Origin of the sequence: Methylosinus sp. sav-2 (assembly GCF_004366495.1) — a bacterium.
Taxonomy (GTDB): domain Bacteria; phylum Pseudomonadota; class Alphaproteobacteria; order Rhizobiales; family Beijerinckiaceae; genus Methylosinus.
On the sequence record NZ_SOEJ01000015.1, the window covers coordinates 53,134 to 76,752 of the forward strand.

The following is a 23,619-nucleotide window of genomic DNA, read 5'->3' on the forward strand; positions in this document are numbered from 1 at the left end:
CCAGCGCCGGGCCGCGGAAGAAAATGAACCGGCGCTCCGGCGCTTGGTACGACAAAACACAACGCGACTCCGATCGACAAATTCGACTACCAATAAACTTGCGCTTTCGCTGACGTTGCAATGCAATCGCACGCTTGTGTGACAGAGGGGCAACGAAACCGTGGCCGGAGTCTGGCGTCTGACCGCGCGGCTGTCATGCCGCCGTCAAAACTCGAGGCTCTACTTGAGCGTATTGCTCGATGCACTGACTTCGGCGGTCTTTCATGTCTCAAATTGCATTTTTCGAGCATCTTTCCCGAAAGGGCGTCGTGCGTGAGGCCGAGGCGCTCGAAAGCGCGCGCGGTCGCGACATGGCCGGCGAGATAGACTGGGCGAGCCTCACCCGTTTGACTCCTTCCGACTTCGCTGACGAACTCGCTGATTTCTACGCCTGCGCGCGTATCAAGCGCGGCGAGCTCCCGGCCGATGATTTCGCCGGTGGGCGTCTCTCGCGTCGTTTTTTGAAGGACGAGCGTCTCTTTCCCTTCGCGGACGACGACGGCGGTCTTCTGTTGGCCGTCGCCGCGCCAGTGGAGGAGGAGACGCTGCTCGCCATCGAGACCGCGCTGGAGCGCAAGGCAAGAATCGCGGTGGCGACCGCAGACGAGATCGACGCCGCGCTCGCGGCGGCATGCGGGCAAGAGCAGGCGGCGTCCGCGACGGAGATCGCCGAGGCCGGCTCCGACGATCTCGACGATCTGCGCGATCTCGCGCGCGGCGCGCCCGTGGTGCGCGCTCTCGACGATCTGTTGCGACTCGCTGTAGAGCAGCGCGCCACGGATCTGCATATCGAGCCCTTCGCCGGAACATTGCAGGCGCGATTGCGCATCGACGGGCTCTTGAAAGCGACGCCGGCGCCGCCGATGAGCATGGCCAAGGGGCTGCTCTCCCGCCTCAAGATCATGGCCGGGCTCAACATCACGGAGCGGCGCCTGCCGCAAGACGGGCGTGCGCGCATCGTCGTCGCCGGCGCCGAGATCGATCTTCGCGTCGCGACGATGCCGACCCTCTATGGGGAGGGCGCCGTCATCCGTCTGCTACGCAAGGGCTCGGGCGTCGTCGCGCTCGATCAGATCGGCTTGTCGCAGCGCGACGGCGATATATTGAAGCGAAATCTCCAGGCGCCATTCGGCATGATCATCGTGACCGGGCCGACCGGCTCCGGCAAGACGACGACGCTCGCCGCCTCGCTCGCCGAGATCAACGAGCCGACGCGGAAAATTCTGACGATCGAGGATCCGGTCGAATATCAGGTTCCCGGCGTCAATCAGACGCAGGTCCATCCCGGTATCGGGTTGACCTTCGCGATAGCGCTGCGCGCCTTTCTGCGCCAGGACCCCGACGTCATCATGGTTGGCGAGATGCGCGACGCCGAGACGGCGCATATCGGCGTCCACGCCGCGCTCACCGGCCATCTCGTGCTCACGACGCTGCACACCAATACGGCGGCGGGCGCGATCACCCGTCTCATCGACATGGGCGTCGAGAGCTTTCTGCTCGCCTCGAGCGTTCGCGCGATCATCGGCCAGCGCCTCGTGCGCATCCTCTGTCCAGATTGCAAGCAGCCGCATCTCTTGACGGCGCAGGATATTGCGGAGGACGCGCGCTATGCTTCGCTCGGCTTTGTGGAAGGCGAGACGCTGCACCGTCCCAAAGGTTGCGAATGGTGCAATTACACCGGCTTCCGCGGCCGCCGCGGCGTGTTCGAGGTCATCGAGGCCTCCCCCACGCTGCGCGCGGCGATCGGACCCAAGACCGATGCGAGCGAGCTCGAGGCGGTCGCGCGCGGCGAAGGCATGACGTCCATGGCGCAAGACGGCGTCGCCAAATGCCGCGCCGGTCTCACCACCATCGACGAAGTCTTCCGCGTCACCATGAGCATGTAAGCCTATGCCGCAGTTTCGTTATCGCGCAGTGACGTCGGCCGGAGAGGTGGTCTCGGGCGAAGTCGAGGCCCCGACTCGCGAGGAAGTGCTTCGTCGCATCGAATATCTCGGCCATATGCCCATAGAGGCGGAGCTCGCGGCCAAAGGGCGGCTCACTGCGCTTTCGGGGGGCGTCCAACCTCCGCCGCCGCGCGACGTCACGATCTTCCTTCGGCAATTGGCGCTGCTGATCGGCTCTCGCCTGACTTTGGAAGCGGGGCTGCAAACGCTGGCGGAGGACGCGAGCAAGCCGATGATGCGTTTCGCGGAGGCGCTTCGCGCGACGATTTCCGCGGGCGATAGTTTCGCCGAGGCGCTCGAGCGTCATCCCGCGATCATCGAACCGGCTTATGTCGCCATGGTGCGGGCGGGCGAGGCGTCGGGCCGGCTGGAGCCCGTGCTGCGCGCCATCGTCGAGGATCGCGCCCGCAAGGAGCTGCTCGGCGAACGGATCAATTCCGCCATTCGCTATCCTTTGTTTCTCATCGGTTCGGCTATTCTCATCCTGTTTTTTTTCCTGGTGTATGTCGTGCCGCAATTCGAGCCTGTCTTCAAAGACATCGGGGATCGTCTCAACGGCGGCGCGGCCTTTGTGCTGGCGGCTTCGGCGTGGCTGCACGCCAATCTCTATTCATTCCTCGCCGGGTGCGCGGCCTCGGCCTTTTTTCTCTGGCTGATCTTCAGCCGAAAAGAAGCGCGCGTCCGGGCGATCACGGTTCTTGCGAGAGCGCCGGGCGTCGCCGGGCCGATGCGAGACGCACGTACGACGCGCCTCATCAGCGCTCTCGGTCTTCTCGTCGGCAATGGCGTGCCACTGCCGACGGCGTTGAAAATCCTGCGCGACATCGTCGCGGATCCGGCGGCGATCGCCGCGATCGACAAAGTGCTCGCGCAGGTGCGCAGCGGTCGGCGCTTCGCGGAGGCGCTCGCCGAGACGGACTTGCTGCCTTCGCTCGCCGTCCGAATGTTGCGCGTTGGCGAGGAGACCGGCGATCTCGCCTCGATCGCCGCCCATGCGGCGCAGTTCTACGAGCATAGGCTAAACCTCGGCCTCGACCGTCTCATGGGAGCGATCGGGCCGATCGCCATTATTTTCGTCAGCGTCATTGTCGGCGCGCTCGTCGTCTCCATCATGAGCGCGCTTCTCAGCATAACGGAGCTCGCCCTATGAAGAGAATGTGTCCTCCTGAGCGCGCGGAACGCCTGCTTCGCGCTGCGAGTCCCGGCTATACTCTCGTCGAGATGCTCGTCGTGCTGACGATCATCAGCCTCATTCTCGGACTCGTCGGGCCGCGCGTGCTGAATTATCTCGGCGAGTCGCGTGTCAAGACGGCGAAGCTTCAGATCGAGAGCTTCGCCTCCGCGCTCGATCTCTTCTATATCGACGCCGGTCGCTATCCGTCTGCTTCAGAAGGGCTCGCGGCTCTCGTCCAGCGTCCGAGCGACGTCGACGTGTGGAGCGGGCCATATGTGAAAGGCGGGCGCGTTCCCAATGATCCCTGGGGCAAGCCTTATCAATATCGCTTCCCGGTCGACCATAATCCGCCTTACGAAATCATGTCCTTGGGCTCTGACGGCCAGGAGGGCGGCGTCGGAACCGCGGCCGATATTTCGAACATAGAACATCCCAATGTCGCCAATGCGGACCATTGAGCGGCGGGCCGGTTTCACGCTGATCGAGATGATGGCGGTAATGATGATCATCGCCCTGATTTCGGCTCTCGCCGTGACGCTGGCGCCGGCGTCTGGCCGGGCGCGGCTGAAGGCGCTGGCGATCGACGTGGCGGCGCTGCTGCGGCGCGAGCGGCTCGGCGCGATGATGAGCGGCAGGCCCCGTCATGTGGCGCTGGACGGCGAGAAGCGCGCGTTGCTGGGCGAGAGCGGCGGCTCGGTGCGCGTCCCCGCCGATGTCGCAGTGGCGCTGCTCGGCGTCGACGGCGGCGCGGGCTCGTTGCGGCCGGTGGTCCGCTTCGAGCCGGATGGCGCGTCCACGGGCGCGGCGCTCGCCTTCGAGCGGGAAAGCGTCCGCTATGAGGTGCGCATCGACTGGTTCACCGGCGGCGTGTCGATCCATGCGCCGTGACGCGAAGCGCCTGCGCGCGGGCTTCACGCTCATCGAGGCGCTGGTCGCTCTCGCTGTGCTCGTCGCCTTCGCCGGCGCGCTCGGCCCGCATCTTTTTCAAGGGCGGCGCATTCTGGCGAGCGGCAAGGGGCGGGTGAACGCGGCGCTTCTGTTGCGCTCACTCATCGAGGCGCCTTTCGACCGCGAGGGCGGCGCAAAAACGCAGGATGGCGAGACCGGCGGCTTTCGCTGGCGGATCGACGCAAAGCCGATCTTTCTCGACACGCCGGTCTTCGACGATCCGGCTCCTCGAAAGGACGAGAAAGCGAAGGAAAAGGACGAGAGTGACGCGCCGAAATGGGCGGCCTATCGGGTCGCGGCGCGCGTCTCCTGGGGGGAGGGCCAGTCGATCGCCGCCGAGACGATCCGTCTCGCAAAAGAGCGATAGGAGCGCATGATGGCCAGAAGCCGCTCGCTGGAGGAAAGAGGGCGTCGCGCCGGCTTCACCCTCGTGGAGACGCTGGCGGCGCTCGCCGTCGCCGCCGCCATCATCTTCGGAGCGGCGGCGCTCGTCCATCATGTGGCGCTCTATTTCGATCGCGGGGCGCTCGGCGTGAATGAGGCGGAACGTTTCGCGCTGGCGATGGATCGTCTGTCGCGCGATTTCGGCGCCGCGCGCTTCGTCGCGGGGAGCATCGAAATGCCGAAGGGCAAGGAAAAAAGGGCGGCGCCCGTCGCTTTCGAGGGCGGGCCGGGGCGCATCGTCTTCGTCACCGGGAGCGCCGTCGGCGCCCGCGCTGCGCGGGAGGAAGCGCTGACTCTCGAGGTCGAGCCGCTGCGCGACGGCGTGACGCGGCTGGTGCGCCGGCGTTCCGTCTGGCTCGGTCCGCGCGCCGGCCTTGTCGCCGAGGCGGCGGGAGACGCAGTGGCGCTGCTCGAAGGCCGATACGACATTTCATTCGACTTCGCGCGCATGGATGCACGCGGCGCGCTCGCCTGGACCGACAGATGGACGGAGGAGACGGAATTGCCGCGCGTCGTGCGCTTGCGTCTCGCCGACCCGGTGACCGGCGCCGATCTCGCCGCCGGCGCGCAATTCGTCCTATGGGCCGACGCGCCCGCCGCCTGCGCGCGCGAGGGGGGCGACTGCATGCCAGGCAAGACCGCTGCGCCGAGCGAGAAGAAAGCTTCAGAACCGGCGAAGGAACCGACATGAGAAGCGGCTCCCGCCTCGATCCGCGCCGCGGCGTCGTGCTCGTCGCCGTGTTGTGGACGATCGCGCTGCTTTCGACCCTCGCGATGGCGGCGGGGGCGGGGTTTCGCGGTTTCGCCGGCGTTCTCGCCGTCGATAGAGATCGCGTGCAGGCGGAGGCGCTGTTCACCGCGGGGTTGGAAGCCGGGGCGGACCTTCTCGCCAAATATCATGGGCGGCCGCTGAGGCCGGTGGAGACGCGCATCTCCCTTTCGACGGGCGCCGCGCGCGTGCGGCTCGGCGATGAGCTCGGCAGGATCGACATCAACAAGGCGCCGGTGGAGGTTTTCGCTTCGCTCTTCGCCGAGGTCGGCGCGCCCGACGCCAATGAGGTCGCTCGCGCCATCGTGCTGTGGCGCGACGGTCAGCTGAAGACGGCCGCTCAGAAAGAGACCGCCGAACCGCCGCCGCAGCAAGGCGAAAATCCCAGCGCGGCGAAGCCGCAGCCGGGCGAGAAGCCGCCGGAAAAGCAGGAGTTGGAGCAGGTCTTCACCAATGTCGACCAATTGGCCCAGATCCCCGCCGTGACGCCGGCCCATGTGGGCCTCGTCGCCCCCTATGTGACCGTCTTCGGCGCCGCGACGGTGAACGCCGCGACGGCGCCGCCGCAGATCCTGCGCGCCTTGCCCGAGATGACCGAGGCCAAAGTCGAGCAGCTGCTCGAAGCGCGGAGCGCTTCTCCGATCGAGCCGGCGCGGATCGAGCAGATTCTCGGGCCGGCCGCCCGCTACGCCAAGCTCGCGACCCGTTCGGTGGCGCGGCTGCGGATCACGGTCGCCCTCGCGGATGGATATGCGGCGGCGGCGGAAGCGGTCATTGTCATATTGCCGAAGGATCGACAGCCTTATCGTGTGCTCTTCTTCGAGCAGAAACCGACGCCGATCGACGCCGGCGAACGCCGATTTTTCGAGTGAAATTCATGTTCGGCGTAGATTTCCTCATTCATTGGATCGACGTGCTGGCGCAGCTCGCCGAACGTCTGCACGAGATTTGGCGCGGTCGCGGGGCCCTTCTCGTTTCCCGCGAGATCGATGGCTTTCGCCTTCGCTCCGGCGTGGACCCCGACGCGTCGGTGTTCATCGCCGCGGAGGCGGGCGCCTTTCCCGAGGAGATCCAACGCCGCGCGCGCAGCGAGATCGTGCTGCTCGAATGGCCGCAGGAGCGCATTGTGACGCGCCGCATCACGCTGCCGGAAAAGGCGCGGGAGTTCATGAGCGGCGTCGTCGACAATCGGCTCGATCGCCTGTCGCCCTGGCCGGTCGCGGAAATCGTCTACGGGCTCGCCGCCGCGCCCGGCGCGCAGCCGGGCAGCCTCGACGTGCGCGTCTCTATCGTCTCGCGCGGCGAGATCGACACGGCCTGCGCGGAACTCGCCGCGCGTGGCCTCACGGTCGACAGGGTCGTCGCGACGCAGGAAGGCGAGGCCTCCGTGGTCCTGTGGTCCCGCAATATGCGGCAGGCGGCGCAGGGCCGGGGGCGTCTGCGCCTCGCCATAGGCGGCGGCGTCGCCGCCTATGTGGCGATCTGCGCCATCGTCGGCCTCTGGGCTGCAATCTCCGCGGTCTCGCTGCAAGACGAGAATGAAACGCTGACGGCGCGCGCGCGCGCGATGCAGAAGCAGGCGCGCGCCGGCGAGGACCCGCGGATCATCGCGGCGCTCCCGCCACAGCAGCGCGCCTGGGCGCGCAAGGAAACATCGATTTCCGCCGTTCATCTCCTCGAATCGCTATCGCGCAGCCTGCCGGACGGCGCTTACCTGACAGAGCTTCGGCTCGAGGCCGATAAGCTGCGGCTCATCGGCCTCGCCGAGGACGCGCCGGCGCTGATCGCCGCATGCGAAGCCTCCGGGCCGCTGTCGCAGGTGCGCTTCTTTGCGCCGACCACGCGCGGCCCCGACGGCAGGCTGTTCACATTCAGCATAGAGGCGCGTGTCGCCGCGCGCCTCACTCCGGCGGGAGGATGATGCGATGCGGCTCGATCTTCCGATAAATCGCGAAGAAGGCGCGGCGCTCGGCGCGCTGGCGGCGCTCGTCCTCGTCTGCGGGGCGGCGGCGCTGTTCGCGCTCGGTGGGCGTGGCGGCGCGGCCGAGGAGAACGCCCAGCGTCGCGACGCGCTGGCGCGGCTCGAAGCGGCGCAAAAGCGCGCCGGCGGCCCGGGAGACCGGGCTGTCGCGCCCGAGGCGGCGTTTCTCGCGGCGCCGACCGCGGCGCTCGCCGGCGCGCAATTGCAGGCCTATGTCACGCGCCTCGTCGCGGCCCAGCACGCCGCTCTGACCTCATCCAACGCCCCGCCGCCGATGGGCAAGGAGGCGGCCGACGCCGTCCAATTGCAGGCGACCTTCGACATGGAGCTCTCGGCGCTGCAGGCGCTGCTCTATGAGCTGGAGGCGGGGACGCCTTATGTCTTCGTCGAGGCGTTCTCGCTCCAGCCGCTGGACGGGGCGCGACGCGGCGGCTCGCAGCCGCTTCTGCGCGTCACCTTGAACCTTCGCGCCCATTGGCGCCGGACGGCGTCATGAGACGCTCGCCGCTCGTCGCTCTCGCCCTTCTCGCCGCCTCGCATGTCCCCGCGCAGGAGACGCCGGCCCGCGTCGACGCCAATCCGCTGGCGCGCCAGCCGCTCGAGCGTTTTGCCGCGACGCGCGACCGCCCTTTGTTCTCGCCGAGCCGCCGGCCGCCGCCGACTCCGACGGCGCATCGCGAGGCCGAGCCGCCGCCGCCCCCGCCCGAGCCGCCGACCGTCGTGCTGCTCGGCGTGCTGACCGACGCGCGAGGAACGCGCGCCTTCATCCGGCCCAATCCGATGGACAAGGTTCGCGCCGCTCGCGTCGGCGACGATATAAATGGTTGGAAAATAACACGGATAGAACCGACGCGGATCATTTTTGGGCAGGATGAGCGCAGCAAGACATTCGCCATGTTCGAGACGAGGCGCGTGACGACGAAGACCGCGCGCAAGAATGCGCAGCGCTGAACTTTCGAAAGAAATTTTACGGTGACGCTTCGGGTTTGGCTCTCGTGCATCGTCTCGTGAATAGATCGCGCCCGCATGTGGGCATATTCACGAGACGACGAGAGTCGCAATGTCGCAACACAGACGATCGCCGCTCTATAGATTGACGGAAGCTCTCGCGAAACGGCTAGGCCTTGGGCTCGTCGCGGCGAGCGCCTTGCTCCACGGGGCTGCGCCGGCGCAGGCCGCCGCCTACCACTCGGCGGACGGCGCTCCCGCCGCATGGCGGGATTACGCATTGCTCGTGGGGCGTCGGGTTCAGGACTGGCTCGGCCAGGACAGCGAGCAGACCCGCCGGCTGCGAATGTCTCTGGAAGCGCGCTCGCAGCAGAACGCCTCGTCGTCGACCATCGTGGCGCGTCTCTGGATTTTGGCGAATGGGACGGTCGAGCGCGTCGATTTGGAGGGATTCGATCCCGCGGATGCGGAGGCGTTGCGCGCGCTTTTGACGCGACAGGAGGTGGGCGCGCCGCCGCCGGCCGATATGTCGCAGCCGCTGCATTTGAAACTATCGCTGCAGGCGAAGAATTGAGCGGCGGGACGCATAGTCGGAGCGCGGCCGAAGCGCGCGCGGCTTGCCTGCTCGCCGCGGCGATGCTCGGCGCGCTCGCGGTCGCCTCGCCTCTCGCGGCCGAAGAGACGAACGATCGAGGCTCGGCGAAGGCGCCGGAACCGGCGGCGGCGCGGCCGGGCTCGCCAGCCGTCTATCGCGCGCTGGCCGAAAGCGAAGCGCGCCGCGCCGGAATGCCGGGCGAGATCGCCGACGCCGTCATGGCCGTCGAGAGCGGCTATGATCCCAGCGCCTTAGGCTCGGTCGGCGAGATCGGCCTCATGCAAGTGCTGCCCTCGACGGCGCGAGCGCTGGGATTCGATGGTCGGATGGAGCGGCTCGCCGTTCCCGAGACCAATATTCGCTATGGCGTGAAATATCTCGCGGGCGCCTGGCGGCTCGCTGGCGGCGATCTCTGCACGGCGGTCATGAAATATCGCGCAGGCCATGGAGAGACGCGCTTTTCGCATCGCTCCGTCGATTATTGCCTCGCCGTGCGGGCCAAGCTGATGGCGCGTGGCTATCCGGTCGCCGGAATCGTTCCGATCGCTACCTTCGGCGACGCGGCGCCGTCTCGACTCCGCTCGGCGCTCGTCGTCGGATGTCGTCGAAATTGCCTCGCGGCGTCTGGCCGCGCCGAGCTCGATTTCGACGCGATCAACACGCGCCTCGATCATATCGTCATACAAGCGAACGCAAACGCCGTGCGGTTGCGGTGAGGCCTCTCGTCGGCGGCCGTGGCTAAAAATCGATCGTTCGAAGGGACGAAGCATGAGATGTCTCGGTCTCGCTATTCTGATGATGCCGCTCGTCGCGCCGTGTCATGCGAACGACGTCGCGGCGCCGAATGGAGAAATCATCATCGGCGGCGCAGCGTCGCCGATGGCTGAGGCTCGAACCTGCGTCGACGTTCAAATCGGCGGCGACTTGGCTTTCGGCTGCCTCAATCGACGGCTGAGGCGCGACGTCGAGCGCGTCCGCCCGATCATCGAGGCGCCTCCCGTAGACGCTCGATCGTCCGACCTGAAGACCGGCGTCGTCAACCTGCCGGCCATACGCCAGCAGTATGGGCGGAACTTCGGAATTTCGGCTGTCCCTTACCGCGAGCCGACGGTCAGCGCCGGATCGCCGATGTTGCGACGTTGAAGTCGCTGCTCTCGCATGGACGCCGGACGCGATCCGGGCGGGGGCAATCTGAAGGGTAGAGTTGGTCATGTTGGAGAATTTTGCGCAATTCCAGAAGGTAGAAGATGGCGGCAACAAAATGCGCCATCTTTCGAACCCGCGCGCGTCCGGCCACGATCTCGTCGGCCTCTTGCCGTTGGTCAGCATAATCATCACCAATTACAATTATGGGCGATTCCTGCGCGAAGCGTTGGATTCGGTCTTCGCTCAGACTTATCCGCATATCGAATGCCTCATCGTCGACGACGCCTCGACCGACGATAGCGATATCGTCCTGGAGAGCATTCGTCGCCACGAACCGCATGTTCGCATCATATCCCACAAGGACAATCTGGGGCAGACAACCGCGTTCAGAACGGGCCTCGCGGCCAGCTCCGGCGAATACGTCGTATTTTTGGACGCCGACGATATGCTCCTTCCAGCCTTCGTCGAGACACATCTCTACGTTCATCTCTCGCTACGGATCGCGGTTGGCTTCACCTCGTCGGATATGTTCCAGTCGATCAATGGTCGCATCGTCAGATCGTCCTGGACCACCCTCAGCGATTACGTCGCGTCAGGGCGCGGATTGCGGAAAGAGCGCCTGCGTCGTATCGACACCGCCGCGAGCGACCTTTGGCCATTCGAGCACGCGCCACTCGACGATGTCGAATCTCGCGTGCACTTCGTGGGCCCGCTCAGTTCGGAGGATTGGGTCTATGCGCCGACGTCGGGGAATTGTTTCAGGCGAGACGCTCTGACGTTGCTTCTCGGCGATGGTCCTCTCATGGATCTTCGATTCCACGGAGATACTTATCTGAACAAAGGCGTGCGGCTTCTGAACGGCGCCGCGCTCATCGATGCGCCCCTCACCATTTATCGAATCCACGGCGGAAACGGATTCGCGAGCCATGCGGAACTCTGCGGAGTCCATAGCGCGGCGCCCTTCAAGGCTTTCAGGGCCGAGTATTTCGCTTGGCGCGCCGTCGTGGATCGTCTGATCGACCACGTCGACGAGCTCGCGGAGCGCCTGGGCGTGGATCGCTATGTCGGCGCGCTCGTTTGCTTGCAAAACTCCTATGCGGACCATCCAGACTTTCAGCAGTTCGAGAGTCTCGTGCGATATATCGAAACGCGACTAGAGACGCGGGCGGATTCAATTCGCGCCTGCCTCGGACCGGAAGCGTTTGTACACTTATCGACGAGCGTCAAACGCGTCCGCAAGCGGCGAGTCCAGGTGAAAAGACGCGCGCCGCGACCCTGGATACGACCTTTGGCGGAGCTTTTCTTGACGATGGGGCGCTCGATGAGCCTCGCGGCGCTGACGAAGTTCGGCGATCGACTGTGGCATTGCTGAGAGTCGATCCGTATCGTCGGCCGGCTCCCTCGCAAATTTCTAATGGTTATGATCACCGGCAACAGAGCAGCCGGAATAGCGCAGTGATCGCCGCGTAAGCTGTGTCATTCATTACACGCTCGTCGCGTCCATAATCAAAATATGCGACAAAATCGGGCAGAGTTCCCGAGGAGACAGTTCAACTGATGGACGATGTGAGGATTTTCATACCGACTCGCGACAGCGAAAAGTGGATTGCTGGCTTTCTGGACGCGTATCGCGAAGCCGGCGTCGAGCCTTTGTATGTCGTCGACTCTCGCAGCGCCGATCGGACGCTCTCGATCTTGCGTGAAAAAGGAGCCGACGTCATCGAATTCCTGCCTTCTGACGACTTTGCGGAAGCCGGGATGATCGAATTCGGCGCGAGGAGCGCGGGAACGCGCTGGGTGTTGCGCTTCGATGACGACGAATTTCCGTCACGGAGCCTTTTGAACTGGATAGGGAACAAATCGAATTTCGCGGGCTGTTCAGCATGGTCGATTTCGTGTCGGGAATTGAGCTGCTTCGAGGGCGAACTGGTCTATTCGCAGTGGCCGACTCGAACCGATATCTCCGATGGAGTTCACTTCAATGGGATGGCCCGCCTATGGGAGGCGGCCAAAGTTTCTTACGTCGAAAAAATACATAGCTGTGGCTTTGAGGCCCCATCGAAATTAGGACAGGCTCCCGATGGAGTGTTTTTTGCGCATTTCAACAACGTGCTCCGGAGCCTGCCGGAAAGGCTCGCGAAGATAAGGCGCTATGCCGAGCGGGACAGGTCTCTAGCGTGGCGCTTCGCCGACGAATGCCTCCCCGAGTTGACCGACCCGGAACTTCACGCCTTTACTTCGGAAGGCATAGAAGAGTTCCGGGAGTTCGTTCACCGTCTCCTGCGCCCAGGGCTCGTCCGCGACGACTGCTTGAGCCCCGATGAACACCGATTGCTCGCCGCCGAATCGCAGCGCTGGATGGCTGAGGTCATTCGAGCGGCGCGAGGAACGATCGCGCAACATCGCGAAGAAATCAGGGCGCTACGTACGACTGTTCCTTTATTCGAATCCGGAATTCGTATCATTGCCGAGCTCACTTGCACCATTGGTCGACAGACAGGCTCCCCGGCGCTCCAGAAGCGGGGAGCCGCCTTGTGGAATATTTCGCGCAAGCGATAGACGGGGCGCGGCTCGAAATCGTCGTTCGTTCGGCTGCGGTGCAAATTGAGGAAAGGACAAGCGATCAGGTTCGGCATCTTGCCGGGGATCAGGCAGGGTTCTGTCGCAAATTTTTGATGCGGATCTGGGCTGGGCTATAATGACTGGAAGCGGGCCGCGCGGAATAGCGGGATGAACGAGTTCTAGGTCAGCCACTTCGAACATGATGCGATCCCGTGGGGCGTGCGCTGGTATGTCGACTACCGAATCAGCTGAACCGCGCCGGGATTGCCGGAGGCGCCAACTCTTGATTGGATGGGGCCATGGATACGAAGAAGAAGACATCGAACAGATTTTCACCTGAGGTTCGAGAACGGGCAGTTCGGATGGTGCTGGAGCACCGGGGCGATCATGCGTCGCAATGAGCGGCGATCGCCTCGATCGCGGCGAAGATCGTCTGCACGGGCGAGACGTTGCGGAACTGGGTCCGCCTGGCGGAGCGCGACTCGGGCGCCCGCCGTGGCGCGACGACGGATGAGCGCGAGCGGATCAAGGCGCTGGAGCGGGAGAACCGCGAGCTGCGGCAGGCCAATGAGATCCTGCGCAAGGCGTCGGCTTATTTTGCGGCGGCGGAGTAGGACCGCCGCACGAAACAATGATCGCCTTCATCGACGCTCATCGGGAGGCGCACGGGGTCGAGCCGATCTGCAAGCTGTTGCCGATCACCCCTTCCACCTATTGGGCGCACGCGGCGCGCCGACGCGACCCTGCGAAAGCCTCGGCCAGAGCGCGCCGGGACGCGGTCCTTCGCAAGGAGACGGCGCGTCTTCGACGAGAACTTCCAGGTCCATGAAGTGCGCAAGGTGTGGAAGCAGTTGGAGCGGGAGAGCGAAAAGCTCGCGCGCCGCACGATGTGACGCCTGATATCCATCGAGCGTGATTTTGCACGGCGGCCGTCCGTGGTTCGCGAATGCACGACGGAAAAACGCTTTGGCGGCGGCGACATCTCGCTTCGCGCGCAGCAAACAATCCACTGCTTTTCCCGCCTTGTCGACGGCGCGGTAGAAATAGACCCACCGCCCCTCGATCTTGACGTAGGTCTCATCGACGCGCCACGATCCCCCGACTTGGCGCGCGAAATGGTTCCACCGCTTTTCGAACTCCGGAACGTAGCGCTGAACCCAGCGCATAATGGTCGTATGGGCCAACGACGAACCGCGCTCCGTCATCATTTCCAAGAGATCTCGGAAGCTGAGCTTGTATCGCAAATGCCAGCGCACGCAGAAACCGATGATTTCGCGATCGAAATGGAGTCCTTTAAAAAGATCGTCCACGCTCAGCATCGCCCTTAACCCCAGCGTCCGGTTTCGCCCACGGAAGGATTATGTCGCGCTCACGCCATGTGCACCAGAACCAGCGCGGTGACCAGCGCGCTCCCCCGCGCGAGAGTGGCCTCCGAACGCCGTTGCGGATGCGCCCCGGACGACGTCCGTGTCACGCATCATTTCATGGCTTTCGCCCGTTCGCCGCACCGAGCCTCCATTTCTGCGAAGACTCGTTCGATCCACTCGATCACGAGCTTGATGCGCGCGAGATGCTTCAAATCGGATCGAACCAATAGCCAGAGCTCTCGCGTGAGGACGGACTCGGCTCCACTGAGCCGTACGAGACCTTCGTCATGGTCGCCCACGCAGATCGGCATGAGCGAGCGACCCAAGCCGGCGTGCACGGCATTCATCGCGAGATCGGAGTCGTTGACGATCAAGCCCGGGCCGAGGTCGGGCTCCTGCTTCACGGCCTCGGCCAGCCAGCGCGCGAGCGGCAAAGCGGACAGGCTCTCTTCGTAAGTGACCCAGGGCAGCTTTTCCGTCGAGTATCCAACGGCTCCGAAAACCCCATAGGGGAGCTCGCAGATGCGGCGGGCGACGAGGCGATAGTCTTGCTCGGGTCGGGCGAAGCGCACGGCGATGTCGATCTCCCTATCGCCGATATCCAAGTTTCTCGGCTCGGAGACGAGGTGCAGCTGCAATTGAGGATGAGCCCGCAGAAATTCCGGGAGCGCCGGCAGCAAGATCCGATTCATGATCAGAGCCACCGAGGTCAATCGCACCGTTCCCGCGGCTCTGTCGTCCAGGCCTGTCGCGACGCTTTTGATGCCGCAGACGCCCATTTCGATTTGCTCGGCGTGCCGGAGAACCTCGTGACCCGTCTCCGTGAGCAGCAACTGCCCATTGGCGCGCTCGAACAGACGCGAGCCCAGAGCGCGCTCGACGCGGGCCACTCGGCGCGCGATCGTCGTTTCGTCGACGTGCAACTGCCGCGCCGCGGTAGCCAGACGGCCAGTCCGCGACAGGACAATGACATAGCGAAGATCGTCCCAATTCAGATTCTGCATTTTTGCAGACTGCTCCTGCAAAATCACTTCTGGCAAGGCAAAATTGTCGGTGCTAGCTTGCCCCTGGTCAAGGTGCGGCGTCGACGCTTTTTTCAACGGCTCGCCGAGCCGCCGGACGGATTCGATCCGCTCGGCGGGCGGAGGCGTCGCGTCGCCGATAGGCCCAAGCGTCGAATCCGTCGGCCGCCCAGCGCAGGCCGCCGTTTGTCCGACAAGGACTTCGAAATGCTCCAACTCGTGCTGATTGCTCTGCGGCGCCCCTACACTTTCGTCGTGGCGGCGGTTCTCATCGTCATACTCGGCGCTTTGGCGATTTTCAGGACGCCGGTCGACATATTTCCGGCGGTCGGCATTCCTGTCGTGTCCGTGATCTGGACCTATGTCGGGCTTTCGCCGGACGATATGTCCACCCGCATCCTCTATCCTTACGAGCTGGCGCTGACGGCGCTCGTCAACGACATCGATCATGTCGAATCACAGAGCTACAATGGCATCGGCGTCAACAAGATCTATTTTCAGCCGAAGGTGAAAATAGATCTCGCGCTGGCGCAGGTGGGCGCGGCAGGCCAGACCGTTTTGCGCCTGCTCCCTCCGGGTGTGCAGCCGCCACAGGTCATACTGTTCAACGCATCGACCGTGCCGGTCATCCAAATCGCTTTTTCGAGCGCCACGCGGACCGAGGCGGAGGTCGCCGACGCCGTCTACACGCTCATTCGGCCGCCGCTAACCACGGTGACCGGCGCTGCGGTCCCTTTTCCTTACGGCGGCAAATCGCGGCAGGTGCGCATAGACCTCGACCAGGAGAAGCTGCTCGGGCTCGGCCTCACGGCGCAAGACGTGGTGACCGCTGTCGAACGGCAAAACCTCATCATTCCCGCCGGCACCCAGAAAATCGGCGACTATGAATACGCCGTCCTGATCAACGACGCGCCTGCAGACATCGCCGCGCTGAACGATTTTCCGATAAAGCGCGCCGATGGCGCGATCGTCTATTTGCGCGACGTCGCCCATGTCCACAACGGCAACGCGCCGCAAACTAATCTCGTGCGCGTCGATGGCGCGCCGGCTGTGCTGCTGCCCGTGCTGACCTCTGGATCGGCGTCGTCGCTCGACGTGATCAACGGCGTCAAGGCGATGCTTCCACGATTGAAGCTCGCGCTCCCGGACGGGATCGAAATGACAGTGATCGGAGACCAATCCGCCTTCATCAGCGGAGCGGTCGTCAGCGTCGCGCGCGAGGCGGCGATCGCGGCCGCACTCACCGGCCTCATGATCCTGCTCTTTCTCGGCAGCTGGCGCTCGACGATCATCATCACGATCTCGATCCCGCTCTCCATTCTCGCCGCCCTCTTCGCGCTGTCGGCGCTCGGCGAAACCGTCAATGTGATGACGCTCGGCGGTCTCGCGCTCGCCGTCGGCCTCCTCGTCGACGACGCGACCGTCACGATCGAGAATGTCAACCGTCACATGGAGGCGGGCGAGGCGATCGACGACGCGATCATCAAGGCGGCAAAGGAGATCATCACGCCCGCCACAGTGTCGCTGCTTTGTATCTGTATCGTGTTCGCGCCGCTGCTGCTTCTCGGCGGCGTCGCCGGCTATCTGTTTCGTCCGCTCGCCGAAGCCGTCGTCTTCGCGATGATCGCATCCTACTTTCTGACCTACACTCTGGTCGAGACGATGGCCCGCTATTTCCTGAGCGCGCAGCAACGTGAGGCGCTGCGCGAGGCGAAATACGGCCCGGCCCGGCGCGGCGTCGTCCTCGCGACGTTCACGCGCGCGCAAATCGCGTTCGAAAGAGGCTTCGAAAGATTGCTCGACGCTTACGCGCGCGTGCTCCAACTGGCGCTTGCGCGCCCGAAGGCTTTCGTCGCTATGTTCTTCACGGGCGTCGCGCTCTCATTCACGCTGACCCCCTTTCTCGGACGCGATTTCTTCCCCGAGACGGAAAGCAGCTCCTTGCGGCTGCATGTCCGCCTCCCCACGGGAACGCGTCTCGAGCAGGCCGGCGTTCTCTGCGACCGGATCGAAGCCGAAATCCGCGACGCTCTGCCGCATGGTGCGCTGACGAGCATCGTCGACAATATCGGTCTGCCGATCTCGGGCATCAATCTGAGCTACAATAACTCCGGCACCATCGGCACGAACGACGCCGATCTGACGCTGAGCTTCGATCCCGAGAAGGTCGCCGATGCGGGGCCCTTCGCGGAATTATTGCGCGAGCGTCTGCCACGCGCCTTTCCCGGCGTCGTCTTCTCCTTCCTGCCGGCAGACATAGTGACGCAGATCCTCAATTTCGGCCTGCCGGCCCCGCTCGACATTCAGATCTCGGGAAGCAAGCGCGACGAAAACCTCGCCTATCTGCAAAAGACATTGGAGCGAGTCGCCCGCGTGCCGGGGGTCGCCGACCCGCGCATGCAGCAGGCGGGCGATTTGCCCACGCTCCACGTCGACGTTGATCGAACGCTCGCGCAGGAGGTCGGACTCTCGGAGCGCGACGTGACAGTCTCCTTGCAGACCATGCTCGCCGGCTCGTTCCAGACCTCGCCGGCCTTCTGGCTCAACGTCAAGAGCGGCGTCTCCTATCCGATCGTGACGATGGAGCCGCAGTTTTGGAACACGAGCCTCGACGCGCTGGCGAGCAAGCCGGTGGCGGCAGGCGAGGGACAACAAATTCTCAGCGGCGTCGCCTCGATTCGGCGCGGCTGGAGTTCGGGCGTCGTCACGCATTTCAACAGCCAGTCGGCGTTCGACATCTACGCCGGCGTGCGCGGCCGCGACCTCGGCGCGATCGCGGACGACGTTCAAAAAATATTGGACGACACCCGCAACGAAGCGCCGGCGGCCTCCAATCTCGTGCTGCGCGGCCAGATCGCCACGATGCGCAGCGCCTATGCGGATCTGCTGCTCGGCCTCGTCCTGTCGATCGTGTTCGTCTACCTCATCATCGTCGTCAATTTCCAATCCTGGCTGGACCCGTTCTTGATCGTCTCCGGCCTGCCGACGGCATTGGCCGGCATCGTCTGGATGCTCTTTTTGAGCGAGACGACCATATCCGTTCCGGCGCTGACCGGAGCGATCATGTGCATGGGCGTCGCGACGGCGAACAGCAATCTCGTCATCGCCTTCGCGCGCGAGCGGCTCGATGACGGCGACACTCCGCTCCATGCGGCGGCGGCGGCGGGCGTGACGCGCTTTCGTCCCGTCATCATGACGGCTCTCGCGATGATCATCGGCATGGCCCCGATGGCGCTCTCCGCCGAGCAGAATGCGCCGCTCGGTCGCGCCGTGATCGGCGGGCTGACCTTCGCGACCATGGGCACGCTGTTGTTGCTGCCGGTCATGTTCAGTCTCGCGCATGGCTTCCTCATGCGCCGCAGAGCGCAGCGCACGCAAGGCGACAAGCCGGAGAACACGCACTTGGAGCAAGCGAATGTCGCACCCTGAACCGCCTCACCTCCATCCGCCGGACCCACTGGCGCAGGCGGAGCTTTTGCGTAGCCTGCGTCCGAGAGTCCTCGTCGCCATCGGCGTCATTCTCGCGCTCGCCACCTTCGGCGTCGTCTCGCGTCGCGCACGCGACGCCGAGCTCGCGCGCGTGACACAGGAAGCGGCGGTTCCTACTGTCGATTTAATTACGCCGACGCTCTCGACCGCCACCCAGGAACTCGTGCTGCCGGCCAATGTCGAGGCCTTTGTCGACGCGCCAATCTATGCGCGCGTCAACGGATATCTGAAGAGCTGGGCCTATGACATCGGCGCGCAGGTCAAGGCCGGCGACGTGCTGGGCGTCATCGACGCGCCCGACCTCAACCAGCAGGTGGAGCAAGCCAAAGGCCTGTTCGCGCGCAGCAAGGCGGAGCAAAATCTTGCGCGCGCGACGGCGAAGCGCTGGACCACGCTCCGTAACGAGGCGGCGGTCTCGCCCCAGAGCGCGGACGAAAAGACCGGAAATCTCGAGGCGGCAGCCGCCTCGCAGAATGCAGCTCAGGCCAATCTCGACCGGCTCGTCGCTCTCGAAGCCTATCTCAATCTGACATCGCCTTTCGACGGCGTCATCACAGCGCGCAATGTCGACGTCGGCGCCTTAGTGGACGCCGGCGCCGGTCGGCGCGAGCTGTTTCGCGTCGCCGACATTCACAAAATGCGCATCTATGTCCGCGCGCCGCAGGCCTATGCGGCGAAGATCACGCCGGGGCTGACCGCGCGGTTGACGCTGCCGCAATATCCGACGCGGGAATTTTCGGCGAAGATCATGACGACCGCCAGCGCGATCGCCGCGAGCTCCAGAACCCTGCTCGTGCAATTCGAGGCGGACAATCCCGATCGCGCGCTGCTGCCGGGCGCGTTCGGACAAATCAGGATTTCGCTTCCTCCCGAGGGGGCGCCGCTGCTTCTGCCGGCGAGCGCGCTCGTCTTCGTCAATGCGTCGCCGCAAGTGGCGACCGTCGACGAGCGCGGCGTCGTGCGCATGAAGACCGTCAAGATCGCTCGCGATCTCGGACCTTCGCTCGAAATATCGGCGGGGCTCTCCGAGACCGACCGCGTGATCCGTACGCCATGGCAATCCGTGCATGACGGGATCGCGGTGAGAATCAAGGACCGCGAGAGGAAGGAAACGCAGGCGAGATGAGATTTTTGCGTCGATTCCTCCTGATGACGGCGTGCGTATCTTTGAGTGGTTGCGACCTCGCGCCGTCCTATGTCGCGCCCACGGTGGAGACCCCGGCGAGCTTCAAGGAAGCAAAAGGAGGCGGGCCTGCTTTCGCCGAGAAAAAGCGCGCCCTCTCGAGCGATGGCGGCTTGCAATGGTCCGCCGCCGATCCCGCCGATCTACGTCCGAGAGGATCGTGGTGGCGAGCGTTCCAGGACACGCGCCTCGACACGCTCGAACGCGAGCTCGACCAACTCAATCCAGATCTCGGCCAGGCCATGGCCGCGATGGACCGGGCGCGCGCATTGGCGGCGAAAGCAGCCGTGGGCCTCTCGCCGACCCTGACGGCGAGCGGCCAACTGACCGAGAACAAAGAATCGCAGCACCGCCCGCTTCGATTGGCCAACTCTTATCCGAGCGGCTCCGACTTCGCGCGATCGGCGCAGTCCCGTGGCCTGCCCATAAATGCGCCGACCTTTTACGGCGACAATCAGCTATCGATGCAGTCGAGCTATGAGATCGATCTTTGGGGGCGCGTCCGTAATCTTGCGGCCGCAGGCGTCGCGCAGGCGCAGGCGTCCGAAGCCGATCTCGCCGCCGTCGCCTTGAGCCTACACGCCGAGCTCGCGCGCGACTATATCAACCTGCAAGGCGCCGATAATGAGATTGCGCTACAGAAGCGCATCGTCGCTGCCTATGGCCGCTCGCTCGCCCTCGTGCAGAAACGTGTCGGCGGCGGCATCACCTCGCCCGCCGACGTGACGCGCGCGCAGACCCAGATCGGCTTCGCGAAGGCGCAGCTCTCCGAGATAGAGGCGCGCCGCGCGCTGCTCGAACATGCCGTCGCCATTCTCGCGGGCCACACGCCGGAGAGCTTTTCTCTGCCGTCATCGCAGACGCGCGTCGCTGCTCCGACGATTCCGCTCGACGCTCCGTCGCAGCTGCTCGAGCGCCGCCCCGACATCGCCGCCGTCGAACGGCGGGTCTATGGCGCCAATCTTTCGATCGGCGTCGCGCGCGCCGCGTTCTTCCCACGCTTCACGATCAATCTTTCCGGCGGAACGCAAGACACGGGTCTCAGCCTCTTCAACGCGCGCAACAGCCTCTGGTCGCTCGGGCCAGCCGTGACGCTGCCGATCTTCGACGGCGGCGCGCATTCGGCCGATCTGCACGACGCCGAGGCCGCCTATCTCGAGGCCGTGGCGCATTACCGGAGCGTCGTCCTGCGCGCCTACGGCGAAGTCGAGGACGCGCTCGCGCTCATTCGCTATTTCGATCGTCAGGAAAAGGATATCGCCGCAGCCGTCGTCGCCGGCAATAAGACGCTCGATATCTCGCTGAAGCTCTATGAGGAGGGCGTCGTGACCTATGTGGAGGTGGTGACGGCGCAGTCCGACGCCTTCGCCGCGCAGCGTCAGGCGATCGCATTGCGCACGGGACGCCTGCAGGCGGCGTTGTCGCTGATGACAGCGCTCGGCGGCGGTTGGAGCCGCCCGGTCTCTCCGCCCCCCGTCGCGGAGTCGCCCTGCGCTCCGTGCGAAATGGCGACGCAGGCCGCGACGAAGTCCTAGCGCGCGCCGAAGAACGCGCGTGACAGCGGAGGGTCGTGACGGATCGCGCCGTCTCGGCCTCCCCCGATCATTCTCTCGCTCGCTGTTCTCGACCTCGGCGTTCGGCGTCTTCCTATCGGCCCTTCGACGCTGCCTGGCCGCTCAAGGACCAGTCTGTCCGCCGGCCTTCGAACGCTTCATCGCTTCGAGCTTGTCGCGGATCGGCTGAAATGGGCCAAATTTGTGCTGGGACAGAGAGAACCCGTCGACATAGGGTCCATATCCGGCGTCGACGAATTTCTCGACGCCGACGGGAAAATCCTTGTCTATGCCGACCTTGTGCGGCCGATCCATCGAAGCCATATAGGCCGCTATGTCCCAAGCCTGCTCGACCGTCAGCGCCGGATGATCATAGGTCGCGCCGAAGGGCATGTTCGCGTGGATGAAATTCGCCGCGGCGATCAATCGTCCCATGCCGGCGCCGTCGTTGAAGCTGTCCAAACCCCATAACGGCGGAAACTCATAGCCCTCGGCGTCGCCGACGACGCCTCTGCGCTTGCCCAGTCCGTCGGCGCCGTGACATGCGGCGCAATTCTCGGCGAAGGCCTTCGCGCCCTCCTTCGGATCGGCCGGGCGCGTCAGCTCGGCCATTTGGCCAGCGCCGCGCCCTACTTTCTCCGCGCCGGTCGAAAGAAAAGCGATATAGGCGACGATCGCGTTCATCTCTTTGGAGTCGACGGGCAGAGGTCGACCGTCGAGGCTGCGTGTCAGACAGCCGTTGATGCGGTCCTGGATCGTTTCGATCGCGCCTTCACGCGCCGCATAGCGCGGATATTCGCGGAAGACGCCGACCAAAGGAAGCCCATGCGGCTTCGCGCCGGCTTCGAGATGACAATTCTGGCAAGACAGATTGTTGCCGGCGAATCGGCTCTGCGGATCGCGGCTCTCCGGTCCGATATGCTTATAAGTTTCGACGATGAGGGCTCGGCCCATTCGCACCGCGCGGCCCCAAGAATCGTCTGGGAGCCGGTCTATATCGGGCGCGATCCTGGCCGCATCTCGGGTCGGCGTTTCCGCCCGCTCGGCGGCGATCGCTTTTTCGGAAGCGCGGGCTGACGCCTCGATGAGTCCGACACAGGACAGAGCCGCCACTATGGCGAAGGCGCCGGCATTAGGACTATTCACTCTACCTCCTCGGCGCTCTTTTCTCGACTTTTCGCCGCCCCTCCGTCGCGGTCAGACGATGCGCGATCGTCGGGATCGCCGCCCCGGATCACTTTCTGGGATGAATGTCTTCGCGTGAAAAAATAGGCAACTAAATTTTCGATTAATGGGGCGCGCGAGCGCCGGTTGCGTCGCAAATTTTGTCTGCGGGCGCGACACGGGCATCCGAGAGTGACGCGGCTCGGTCGCGGTAGGACGGGGGTTGCCCCACGCCCCCCCCGGCGCCGGCGCGCGCCTTCAGGTCTTTGTGGATTTCGATGAGCTCGACGAGAGTTTCGATGCCGAAGTCGGTGAATGCAAGAACGCCGTCGTCTCCGATGCCGTAGACCCAGATGACGCCGTCCTCGGTGTCCATTTCGAGAGCGACGAGCGCGGATCGTATGCAGCGCATCGATTTGCGCACGGCGCCGAGGAAGGCGGCGCTGGCGTTTCCATCAGATGCCAGCGGTCGGCAACCTGAAGAGCGCCGGGAAGCGCCCTGCTGGCGGCGAGCGCAAAGCCGCCACCGCGATCTCGCGCGACAATGGCTATTTGCGGCTGTCCGGCGAGCCATGCCTGCGCTGTTGCCGGCTCCCGATCGGGTAACAGCTTGATCGGACGACGGCGCCCGAGATCGCAAATGATCGCCCCATAGCGCTGATTGCGTTTCCACGCCCAGTCGTCGATGCCGATTACGGTCGGCGGCGGCGACGACGGCCGACCCCCGCGGCGCACGACCCGGAGCAGCGTATCGTTACTGACCGGCATCATGAGGCGCCGGGCTCGACCCGCAGCCGATCGGCCGCCGAGCGCGAGGGCCAGATGATGGACGACGTTTTCGAGGCGGGCGGTTCGTCGGGCGCGGGCCGCGATAATGTCATCACCGAACCGCTCGGTGAAAATGGATCGGCGACATGTCGGCGTCATGCACCGGAAGCGCCGCGCCGTCAGGGAGATGCGAACCACGCGCCCCGCGAGCGGCAAATCCGAAAGCCGTCTCGAGTAGTGCCTGTGAACGCGCCTGGAAATCGAACCACAGTCCGGACATGTCCTCGTCGCGGCGATGGCGCGCGCCTCGATCGTCGTCATCTCACCCTCAATCGAAACGCGGTCGACGCGGAACCCTGACGGAATGATTGCCGAAGGACGCAGAGCAGTCGTCATGGCGCTGATTCCCTGTGAAACCAGCGCCACCCGGCGCCGCAAGTGCATCAGAAGTGAGTCAGAGCCAAACTTGCACGCTGAATAACAGACGCCGCAGTAACGTAAAGCGCGTCGTCCTCAAGACG

The 23,619-nt window shown here is 64.5% G+C and carries 19 protein-coding genes, 4 pseudogenes and 1 other annotated feature; of the genes and pseudogenes, 19 read left to right on the plus strand and 4 right to left on the minus strand.

Translation table 11 applies throughout. The features are described 5' to 3' along the window. Positions 1–263: 263 nt before the first annotated feature. The 16 genes and pseudogenes from EDE12_RS18345 to EDE12_RS18420 form a co-directional block, all read left to right on the plus strand. Positions 264–1,925: a GspE/PulE family protein gene (locus EDE12_RS18345; protein ID WP_026598266.1), complete on the plus strand. Its 1,662-nt coding sequence runs from the start codon at positions 264–266 to the stop codon at positions 1,923–1,925. Between the two features lie 4 nt (positions 1,926–1,929). Continuing rightward, complete coding sequence (locus EDE12_RS18350) at positions 1,930–3,135, plus strand: type II secretion system F family protein (protein WP_026598265.1); 1,206 nt, start codon at positions 1,930–1,932, stop codon at positions 3,133–3,135. Beyond that, positions 3,132–3,617, plus strand: a complete 486-nt coding sequence (gene gspG / locus EDE12_RS18355) for a type II secretion system major pseudopilin GspG (protein ID WP_026598264.1) — start codon at positions 3,132–3,134, stop codon at positions 3,615–3,617. Before EDE12_RS18350 ends, gspG begins: the two co-directional genes overlap by 4 nt. After that, positions 3,595–4,047, plus strand: a complete 453-nt coding sequence (locus EDE12_RS18360; RefSeq protein WP_245275731.1) for a prepilin-type N-terminal cleavage/methylation domain-containing protein — start codon at positions 3,595–3,597, stop codon at positions 4,045–4,047. The genes gspG and EDE12_RS18360 overlap by 23 nt, the downstream gene beginning before the upstream one ends. After that, positions 4,037–4,474: a prepilin-type N-terminal cleavage/methylation domain-containing protein gene (locus EDE12_RS18365; RefSeq protein ID WP_024881710.1), complete on the plus strand. Its 438-nt coding sequence runs from the start codon at positions 4,037–4,039 to the stop codon at positions 4,472–4,474. The genes EDE12_RS18360 and EDE12_RS18365 overlap by 11 nt, the downstream gene beginning before the upstream one ends. A 6-nt stretch (positions 4,475–4,480) precedes the next feature. After that, positions 4,481–5,242 carry a prepilin-type N-terminal cleavage/methylation domain-containing protein gene (locus EDE12_RS18370; protein WP_064032708.1) on the plus strand — a complete coding sequence of 254 codons (762 nt, stop codon included), beginning with the start codon at positions 4,481–4,483 and terminating at the stop codon, positions 5,240–5,242. After that, a complete protein-coding gene (locus tag EDE12_RS18375) occupies positions 5,239–6,192 on the plus strand; it encodes a type II secretion system protein GspK (RefSeq protein ID WP_026598261.1) in 954 nt (317 codons plus the stop codon). Before EDE12_RS18370 ends, EDE12_RS18375 begins: the two co-directional genes overlap by 4 nt. 5 nt (positions 6,193–6,197) lie before the next feature. Further along, positions 6,198–7,241 (plus strand): PilN domain-containing protein, encoded by a 1,044-nt coding sequence (locus EDE12_RS18380; protein WP_134188211.1) that lies wholly within the window; start codon positions 6,198–6,200, stop codon positions 7,239–7,241. 4 nt (positions 7,242–7,245) lie between these two features. Beyond that, positions 7,246–7,797, plus strand: a complete 552-nt coding sequence (gspM, locus tag EDE12_RS18385) for a type II secretion system protein GspM (RefSeq protein WP_134188212.1) — start codon at positions 7,246–7,248, stop codon at positions 7,795–7,797. Then, on the plus strand, positions 7,794–8,252 hold the full coding sequence (locus EDE12_RS18390) for a hypothetical protein (RefSeq protein ID WP_134188213.1): 459 nt from the start codon (positions 7,794–7,796) through the stop codon (positions 8,250–8,252). Before gspM ends, EDE12_RS18390 begins: the two co-directional genes overlap by 4 nt. A gap of 196 nt (positions 8,253–8,448) precedes the next feature. Then, a complete protein-coding gene (locus EDE12_RS18395; protein ID WP_134188214.1) occupies positions 8,449–8,823 on the plus strand; it encodes a YbaB/EbfC family DNA-binding protein in 375 nt (124 codons plus the stop codon). Beyond that, positions 8,820–9,560, plus strand: a complete 741-nt coding sequence (locus EDE12_RS18400; protein ID WP_245275730.1) for a transglycosylase SLT domain-containing protein — start codon at positions 8,820–8,822, stop codon at positions 9,558–9,560. Before EDE12_RS18395 ends, EDE12_RS18400 begins: the two co-directional genes overlap by 4 nt. Positions 9,561–9,639: 79 nt before the next feature. Next, positions 9,640–9,987 carry a hypothetical protein gene (locus EDE12_RS18405; protein WP_245267463.1) on the plus strand — a complete coding sequence of 116 codons (348 nt, stop codon included), beginning with the start codon at positions 9,640–9,642 and terminating at the stop codon, positions 9,985–9,987. Between the two features lie 67 nt (positions 9,988–10,054). Further along, complete coding sequence (locus EDE12_RS18410) at positions 10,055–11,362, plus strand: glycosyltransferase family A protein (protein ID WP_051592395.1); 1,308 nt, start codon at positions 10,055–10,057, stop codon at positions 11,360–11,362. A gap of 185 nt (positions 11,363–11,547) precedes the next feature. Further along, entirely contained in the window at positions 11,548–12,549 is a 1,002-nt protein-coding gene (locus tag EDE12_RS18415; protein ID WP_026598255.1) for a glycosyltransferase family 2 protein, read from the plus strand. A 302-nt stretch (positions 12,550–12,851) separates the two neighbouring features. Continuing rightward, positions 12,852–13,442 (plus strand): annotated as a pseudogene (locus tag EDE12_RS18420) (transposase); the annotation flags it as partial. Beyond that, positions 13,142–13,258 (plus strand) — a sequence feature (AL1L pseudoknot). Its footprint overlaps the pseudogene before it by 117 nt. Before the next feature lie 30 nt (positions 13,443–13,472). Here EDE12_RS18420 and EDE12_RS18425 read toward each other — a convergent pair. Together EDE12_RS18425 and EDE12_RS18430 are read right to left on the minus strand one after the other, a co-directional pair. After that, positions 13,473–13,871, minus strand: a pseudogene (locus EDE12_RS18425) (IS6 family transposase); the annotation flags it as partial. Between the two features lie 158 nt (positions 13,872–14,029). Next, entirely contained in the window at positions 14,030–15,157 is a 1,128-nt protein-coding gene (locus tag EDE12_RS18430; RefSeq protein ID WP_245275729.1) for a LysR family transcriptional regulator, read from the minus strand. Between EDE12_RS18430 and EDE12_RS18435 the strand changes: the two genes are divergently transcribed. Genes EDE12_RS18435 through EDE12_RS18445 form a run of 3 tightly spaced genes read left to right on the plus strand, consistent with a single transcriptional unit; the run spans position 15,149 to position 21,148 of the window. Next, a complete protein-coding gene (locus EDE12_RS18435) occupies positions 15,149–18,370 on the plus strand; it encodes an efflux RND transporter permease subunit (protein WP_026598254.1) in 3,222 nt (1,073 codons plus the stop codon). The two genes, EDE12_RS18430 and EDE12_RS18435, sit on opposite strands and share 9 nt — an antisense overlap. Continuing rightward, positions 18,357–19,556: an efflux RND transporter periplasmic adaptor subunit gene (locus EDE12_RS18440; protein WP_024881723.1), complete on the plus strand. Its 1,200-nt coding sequence runs from the start codon at positions 18,357–18,359 to the stop codon at positions 19,554–19,556. The genes EDE12_RS18435 and EDE12_RS18440 overlap by 14 nt, the downstream gene beginning before the upstream one ends. A gap of 23 nt (positions 19,557–19,579) precedes the next feature. Continuing rightward, positions 19,580–21,148: an efflux transporter outer membrane subunit gene (locus EDE12_RS18445; RefSeq protein WP_256388653.1), complete on the plus strand. Its 1,569-nt coding sequence runs from the start codon at positions 19,580–19,582 to the stop codon at positions 21,146–21,148. 141 nt (positions 21,149–21,289) lie between these two features. Here the strand turns inward: EDE12_RS18445 and EDE12_RS18450 are convergent. Together EDE12_RS18450 and EDE12_RS22310 are read right to left on the minus strand one after the other, a co-directional pair. Then, positions 21,290–22,228: pseudogene (locus EDE12_RS18450) on the minus strand (c-type cytochrome); the annotation flags it as partial. 612 nt (positions 22,229–22,840) lie between these two features. Beyond that, positions 22,841–23,542: pseudogene (locus EDE12_RS22310) on the minus strand (ISL3 family transposase); the annotation flags it as partial. Positions 23,543–23,619 lie beyond the last annotated feature (77 nt).